The sequence below is a fragment of the Mycobacterium sp. SM3041 genome (genome assembly GCF_039668335.1).
GTDB lineage: Bacteria > Actinomycetota > Actinomycetes > Mycobacteriales > Mycobacteriaceae > Mycobacterium.
This window is the reverse complement of record NZ_JAYXBQ010000020.1, coordinates 54537-61535: the sequence shown is the minus strand read 5'-3', so window position 1 is coordinate 61535 and position 6999 is coordinate 54537. Positions and strand designations below refer to the sequence as shown.

At 67.2% G+C, this 6999-nt stretch carries 6 protein-coding genes; 3 read left to right on the top strand and 3 right to left on the bottom strand.

Going from position 1 to position 6999, the window contains the following annotated elements; genetic code table 11:
• The first annotated feature begins 34 nt into the window (after positions 1 to 34).
• The 3 genes from VXD91_RS05830 to VXD91_RS05820 all read left to right on the top strand — a co-directional run bounded on the left by VXD91_RS05830 (position 35) and on the right by VXD91_RS05820 (position 2822).
• Positions 35 to 865: an enoyl-CoA hydratase gene (locus tag VXD91_RS05830; protein WP_346414903.1), complete on the top strand. Its 831-nt coding sequence runs from the start codon at positions 35 to 37 to the stop codon at positions 863 to 865.
• Between the two features lie 40 nt (positions 866 to 905).
• Positions 906 to 2531, top strand: coding sequence for an ABC-F family ATP-binding cassette domain-containing protein (locus tag VXD91_RS05825; RefSeq protein WP_318984589.1), 1626 nt, complete (start codon positions 906 to 908; stop codon positions 2529 to 2531).
• A gap of 96 nt (positions 2532 to 2627) precedes the next feature.
• Complete coding sequence (locus VXD91_RS05820; RefSeq protein WP_029105025.1) at positions 2628 to 2822, top strand: helix-turn-helix domain-containing protein; 195 nt, start codon at positions 2628 to 2630, stop codon at positions 2820 to 2822.
• A gap of 65 nt (positions 2823 to 2887) precedes the next feature.
• Here VXD91_RS05820 and VXD91_RS05815 read toward each other — a convergent pair whose 3' ends face one another.
• From VXD91_RS05815 to VXD91_RS05805, 3 genes are read right to left on the bottom strand one after another with little or no spacing between them, the layout of a single operon-like run.
• Entirely contained in the window at positions 2888 to 4609 is a 1722-nt protein-coding gene (locus VXD91_RS05815; protein ID WP_346414902.1) for an FAD-dependent oxidoreductase, read from the bottom strand.
• Positions 4606 to 5397 carry a carbon-nitrogen hydrolase family protein gene (locus VXD91_RS05810; protein WP_346414905.1) on the bottom strand — a complete coding sequence of 264 codons (792 nt, stop codon included), beginning with the start codon at positions 5395 to 5397 and terminating at the stop codon, positions 4606 to 4608. The genes VXD91_RS05815 and VXD91_RS05810 overlap by 4 nt, the downstream gene beginning before the upstream one ends.
• Positions 5398 to 5400: 3 nt before the next feature.
• Positions 5401 to 6798, bottom strand: coding sequence for an amino acid permease (locus tag VXD91_RS05805; protein ID WP_346414901.1), 1398 nt, complete (start codon positions 6796 to 6798; stop codon positions 5401 to 5403).
• Positions 6799 to 6999 lie beyond the last annotated feature (201 nt).

The following is a 6999-nucleotide window of genomic DNA, read 5'->3' as shown; positions in this document are numbered from 1 at the left end:
CTGACGGCGGGTGTGACATTGCGCACCCGCTAGCGTGCAGGACGTGAGCGAACAGAACCCACTGGTAGTCGTCGACCGTCCGCGCCCCGGCGTGGCACTGGTCACCCTCAACCGCCCCGAGCGGATGAACTCCATGGCCTTCGACGTCATGGTCCCGCTCAAGGCGGCGCTTGACGAGATCACCCACGACAACGACGTGCGCGCGGTCGTCCTGACCGGGGCCGGCCGTGGGTTCTCCTCCGGCGCCGACCACAAGTCGGCGGGCGCGGTGCCGCACGTCGCGGGGCTGACCCGGCCGACGTTCGCGTTGCGCTCCATGGAAGTGCTCGACGACGTCATCCTTGCCCTGCGTAAGCTGCATCAACCCGTCATCGCGGCCGTGAATGGCGCAGCGATCGGCGGCGGCCTGTGCCTGGCGCTGGCGTGCGACATCCGTGTCGCCGGCGCGGGTGCCTACTTCCGGGCCGCGGGCATCAACAACGGTCTGACGGCCAGCGAACTGGGCCTGTCCTATCTGCTGCCGCGGGCCATCGGCACGTCGCGGGCGTTCGAGGTGATGCTCACCGGCCGGGACATCGACTCGGCGGAGGCCGAGCGGATCGGTCTGGTCTCGCGGACCGTCGCCGACGATCAGCTCCTGCAAACCTGCTTCGACATGGCCGAGCGCATCGGTTCGTTCTCCCGCCCGGGAATTGAATTGACCAAGCGGACTCTCTGGAGTGGACTGGACGCCGGTAGTCTGGAGAGCCATATGCAGGCCGAAGGCCTGGGTCAGCTCTTCATCCGACTGCTCACCGCCAACTTCGAAGAGGCGGTTGCCGCGCGCGCCGAGAAACGACCCGCGGTCTTCACAGACGACAAATAAGCCGGCCCGGAGCGCCCGGCACACCTAAGGAGGCAGCAGCGTGATCACCGCAACGGACCTGGAGGTCCGCGCCGGAGCGCGCACGCTGCTGTCCTTCGAGGGTTCGGCGCTGCGCATCCAGCCGGGCGACCGCATCGGTCTGGTCGGCCGCAACGGTGCCGGCAAGACCACGACGCTGCGCATCCTGGCCGGCGAAGGCCAGCCCTATGCGGGAACGGTCGAGCGGATCGGTGAAATCGGTTACCTGCCGCAGGATCCGAAGGAAGGCGATCTGGACGTCCTGGCCCGCGACCGGGTGCTCTCGGCCCGCGGCCTGGACACGCTGCTGGCCGACCTGGAGAAGCAGCAGGCCATCATGGCCGAGGTCGTCGACGACGCCGCCCGCGACAAGGCAGTGCGCCGCTACGGTGTTCTGGAGGAACGGTTTTCGGCCCTCGGCGGGTACGCCGCCGAGAGTGATGCCGGCCGCATCTGCGCCAGTCTGGGCCTGCCGGACCGGGTGCTGACGCAGCCGCTGCGCACCCTGTCCGGTGGACAGCGCCGCCGTATCGAGTTGGCCCGCATCCTGTTCGCGGCGTCCGAGGGCTCTGGCTCGAACACCACGCTCCTGCTCGACGAGCCGACCAACCACCTCGACGCCGACTCCATCGGCTGGCTGCGCACGTTCCTGCAGAGCCACACCGGGGGCCTCGTGGTGATCAGCCACGACGTCGAACTGCTCGCCGACGTGGTGAACCGCGTGTGGTTCCTCGACGCCGTGCGCGGCGAGGCCGACGTCTACAACATGGGCTGGCAGAAGTACCTCGATGCCCGCGCGACCGACGAGCAGCGCCGCCGCCGCGAGCGCGCGAACGCCGAGAAGAAGGCCAGCGCGTTGCGCGCGCAGGCCGCCAAGATGGGCGCGAAGGCCACGAAAGCTGTTGCGGCACAGAACATGTTGCGCCGTGCCGAGCGCATGATCGCCGAGCTCGATGCCGAGCGGGTGGCCGACAAGGTCGCGAAGATCAAGTTCCCGACGCCGGCGCCGTGCGGCAAGACCCCGCTGATCGTCAAGGGCCTGACCAAGACCTACGGCTCGCTGGAGATCTTCACCGGCGTCGACCTCGCGATCGACCGGGGTTCGCGCGTCGTCGTCCTGGGCCTCAACGGTGCCGGCAAGACGACGCTGCTGCGCCTGCTGGCCGGTGTGGAGAAGCCCGACGCCGGCGGTATCGAACCCGGTTACGGCCTCAAGATCGGTTATTTCGCGCAGGAGCACGACACCCTCGACAACGCGGCGACGGTGTGGGAGAACATCCGGCACGCCGCCCCGGACACCGGCGAGCAGGATCTGCGTGGCCTGTTGGGCGCGTTCATGTTCACCGGCCCGCAGCTGGATCAGCCGGCCGGGACGCTGTCCGGCGGTGAGAAGACCCGACTGGCCCTGGCCGGTCTGGTCGCCTCGACCGCCAACGTGCTGCTGCTCGACGAGCCGACCAACAACCTCGACCCGGCGTCGCGCGAGCAGGTGCTCGACGCGCTGCGCAGTTACGCCGGTTCGGTGGTGCTCGTGACGCACGACCCGGGCGCGGCCGAGGCGCTCAACCCGCAGCGCGTGCTGCTGCTGCCGGACGCCACCGAGGACTTCTGGTCGGACACCTACCGCGATCTCATCGAATTGGCCTGACCTGATTCACCGAATCGCCCGCGCCGAGCGACTGCGGTTCTTACGCTGATTCCCGTCAGCCCGGTATACCGCCGGGGGAGAGTCAGGGGACCGGCGATGAGGCAATCCAAGGCATCTCGCGACCAGATGATGACCCAGCTGCGTAACGCCTACGAGAGCGGCGCCAGTATCAGGTCATTGGTGGCCACGTCCGGAAAATCCTATGGGTCGGTGCACAGCATGCTGGTGCAGTCCGGCGCGGTCATGCGCAGCCGCGGCGGCCCGAATCACCGCAGCCGCAAGATCGCCTGAACCCCGCTGCGGCCCAGCCGCTTTCGCCGCGCACGGACCGTCGCGGTGTAACCCGCTGGCGCGCCCTAGATTTCGTCGGTCAGCCGGACCGGGGCGATCATGTCGAAGACGTCGCCCGGGCCGGGGTTCGTCGGTGACGTCGACCCGCCGAACTGGTCCATCACGGCCCACACCGCGTTCAGCGCCGTCGTGATCGCGCCTTCCGCCCAGCCCGCGGTCCACGAGATGTCGTCGCCCGCCAGGTAGATGCCGCGATGCCGCGGGTCGAGATCACGCTGCATGAAGTGCGTGTACAACAGCTCCTGGTAGCGGTAGTGGCCCGGCAGGTTCGCCTTGAACGCACCCATGAAGTTGCGCTCGGTTTCCCATGACACCGTCTTGGGCGTCTCGATGATGTGGCTGCGGATGTCGACGTTGGGGTAGATGGCCTGTAGCGACTTGAGCATCAGGTCCATGCGCTCGGTTGCGCTCAGCGGCACGATCTTCCGGGAGTCGTCCTCCCACGTGTACGACAGGCAGATGACGCCGGGCTTCTCGTTGCCGTCGGCGTCGAGTCCCTGGTCGAGCAGATAGGTGCCGCGGCTCATCCGGTCGGTCAGTGTCATCGACATGACGTCGCGGCCCTGGGCGTCCTTGTCCTTCCAGAACGGGCGGTCGACCAACACGAACACCTTCGACGAACCCATGTAGTGCGTCTGCTCGATGGCCGACCACACGTTGGACGGGAACAGGTCGTCGTCGCAGCGAATGTTGTTGAGCAGCATCCACGATTGGGCGGTGACGATGACGGCGTCGTAGGTGCGGGTCTCCCCGTCGGCGTCGGTGATGGTGTAGCGGTTGGGATACGTCCGCCGGATGTCGGTGACGGCGCCCCGGGTCCGGCCGCCGTGCAGCGATTCGAGCGTGGTGCCGGCCGGCCAGTGGGCGAGGCGCTGCGGGGAGCGCTTCCACAACCGCAGGGGCAGCTGCTGCGAACCGCCGACCACGCCGCGGTGGTTGTCGTCGGCCTCGGTGAGCACCACACGCAGGATTTCGAGCATCGAGCTCGGGTAGTCGGTGTCCCAGCCGCCCGTGCCGAAGCCGACCTTGCCGAAGATCTCGCGCAACTCGAACGACTTGAAGTGGTGCGACTTGGTCAGGAAGCCCCAGAACGTCTCGTCGTCGAGTTCGCGAACGAGCTTGCCCCACGCCGACTTCAGGGCCTGCGTGTCGCGCTCGCGGATGGCGTTCTGGATCGCGTGCAGGTCGGCGCCGTCCTCGAGCGTCTGGCGCCACGCGTCGGCGACGTCGGTGAAGGCCTGCGGCAGGTCGGCGAGTTGCTCGGCGTAGTACGTCTTGCCCTTGAGGTCGACGACGGTGCTGGGCGCCGCCGCCGACAGCGGGTTGGGGAACTCGAACGTTTCGATGCCGACCTTGTCGAAGTACTGGTACAGCGTCGTGGACGTGGGTGGGAACCGCATCGATCCCATTTCGGCCACCGCGTCCGGGGCCTGCTCGAAGGGGATGGACCGCATGCGGCCGCCGATCTGATCCGCCTCGTAGACAACGGGTTTCAGGCCCATCTTCATGAGCTCGTAGGCGGCGGTGATGCCAGCGCAGCCGGCGCCGACGATCGCGACCTCGGTGCCGTGCCGGTCGGCCGGGATCTCACCGAGGCCGTCGGCGGAGGACACGTAGTCGTCGTAGGCGAACGGGAAGTCGGGACCGAACATGGTGATCGGCTTGTCGGACGACCGTGGTCCGGTCTCCGACAGCTGCGTCTCTTCGATGGGCTGGGGGACGGTCATCGGGTCTGGTTCTCCTGGTAGAGATCTCGGCGGCGATCGCCGAGATGGGTGTTGACGGCGCGGGACACGGCCACCGCGGCGGGATCGATATGGGTGACGAGCAGTTCCTCGGTGCGGCCACCGCGACTCAGTTCGGTCGTGTCGGGCGCGATGGTGCAGCTCAGTCCGCAGTACTCGAGGCCGTTCTCGAACCCCGTGCGGTTGACGTACGACAGGAACAGCTGGCTCTCGTAGGCGCGGGCCGGAACGATGTGTGTCGCAACGAAACTCCACGGCTCCATGAGTCCGGTGGGGACGACGAGCCACTGGGTGCCGGCGTCGGCGTGGGCGCGCGCGTTCTCGGGGAATTCGATGTCGTAGCAGATCAGCAGTCCGCAGGTGACGCCGTCGAGTTCGAACTGGGTGACCCACTGCGAACCGGGGGTGAAGTGGTCGCGGTCGAAGCCGTACAGGTGCGTCTTGCGGTAGTTGGCGAGGGCTTCGCCGTCCGGGCCGACGACCTGGACGCTGTTGTACGGCTTCTCCGGTCCCGCCTCGGGATACCCGTAGACGACGGCGATTCCGTTGTCGCCCGCGATCTTCCGGACTGCTTGGAAGATCGGGCCGTCGGCGGGTTCGGCGCGTGCGGCGATCTCGGTGCCGATGTTGTAGCCGGTGGCCGACATCTCCGGTGTGACGATGATCTGGCAGCCGGCAGCGGCGGCCTGCTGCGCCGCCGCCGCGATGGCGGCGAGGTTCTCGGCGACGGTCCCGGATTCCTGCGGACCTTGGAACATGCCGACGGTGATCATCTACGCAGCGTCCACTCGCAGCTTGGACCTGCGAATGCTGTAGCCGAAGTAGACCGCCAGGCCGAGGGCACCCCAGATGCCGAACGCGATCCACGTCGCGATGGGCAGCGCCCACATCAGGTAACAGCAGAACAGGAATCCCAGTACCGGTGCGACGGGGAACAGTCGCAACCGGAACGTGCGGTGCAGATCGGGGCGTGTGCGCCGCAGGATGATGACGGCGATGTTGACCAGCGCGAAGGCGAAGAGGCAGCCGATCGAGGTGGCGTTGGCCAGCTCACCCAGCGACACGAAGCCGGCCAGCAGCGACACGACGACACCGCAGATGACGATGTTCCAGGTCGGCACGAAGGTCCGCGGGTTGATCTTGGCGAACAGCGCGGGCACCAGGCCGTCGACGGCCATGGTGTAGAGGATGCGGGTCTGCCCGTACTGGACGGCGAGGACGACGCTGGCGATCGCGATGACGGCACCGATCGACAGGATGATGGCCGGCACATTGCTGGTGGTGATGCCACTGAGTGCGACGGCCAGGGTGGCGCCTTCGTCGGCGCTGAACTTGGTCCAGCTCATCGCGCCGAGAGCGGCGAGCGCGACGGCGAGGTACAGCACCGTCACGATCAGCAGTGAGGCCATGATGGCGCGCGGCAGATCCCGCTTCGGATCTTTGGCCTCGTTGCCCGCGGTGGATGCCGCATCGAAGCCGATGTAGGAGAAGAAGACCTGCGAGGCGGCGGCGGAGACGCCGAGGAAACCCAGGGGCATGAACGGGGTGAGGTTGCCGGCCTTGAACGCGGTGAAGGCGACGGCGCAGAAGAACACCAGCACGACGCACTTGAGGACCACCATCGCGGTGTTGACGGCGGCCGACTCGGACGCGCCCTTGAGCAGCAGGATCGACGCGAGGACCACGATCGTGATGGCGGGCAGGTTGATGACACCGCCTTCGCCCGGCGCGCCGGTGATGGTGGCGGGAAGCTCGATGCCGAACAACTGGTGGAGCAGTGTGTTGATGTAGCCGCCCCAGCCGACGGCCACGGCAGCGACCGAGACGCCGTACTCGAGCATGAGACACCAGCCGCACACCCAGGCCCAGAATTCGCCGAGGGTGGCGTAGGCGTAGGAGTAGGAGCTGCCGGAGACGGGGATGGTGCCTGCCAGTTCGGCGTACGACAGCGCCGAGAACAGTGCGGTGACGGCGGCGAGGATGAACGAGATCAGGACGGCCGGGCCGGCTTTCGGGACCGCGGCGCCGAGAATGACGAAGATTCCGGTGCCGAGCGTCGCGCCGATGGACAGGGCGGTCAGATGGATGAAACCCATCGAGCGCTTGAGGTGCGGGCCGTCGGGCGTTTCGTTGGCGGCGACGATGTCGTCGACGGATTTTTGTGCGCTCATGGCGCGCAGAATGCCCGGCCGTGGGGCCTCGGTGATGGCCAAGGGGAGCTCCGTGGAGAGGAGGGCGCGCCACGAGATTTGTGACTCGCGTAACAGAGTGCGGTACGTCACTCCCATCTGTCAACATGTGGAGTGAACTAGGAAACAATTGTTGCCTTTGGCGGTCGGAAATGCCTACCCTAGGGCCAGTGATCTGAGCCA

Excerpts from the sequence above, each read along its gene's own strand:
- VXD91_RS05820 (WP_029105025.1), top strand. The coding sequence starts at position 2,628 with ATGAGGCAATCCAAGGCATCTCGCGACCAGATGATGACCCAGCTGCGT.
- VXD91_RS05805 (WP_346414901.1), bottom strand. The coding sequence starts at position 6,798 with ATGAGCGCACAAAAATCCGTCGACGACATCGTCGCCGCCAACGAAACG.
- VXD91_RS05815 (WP_346414902.1), bottom strand. The coding sequence starts at position 4,609 with ATGACCGTCCCCCAGCCCATCGAAGAGACGCAGCTGTCGGAGACCGGA.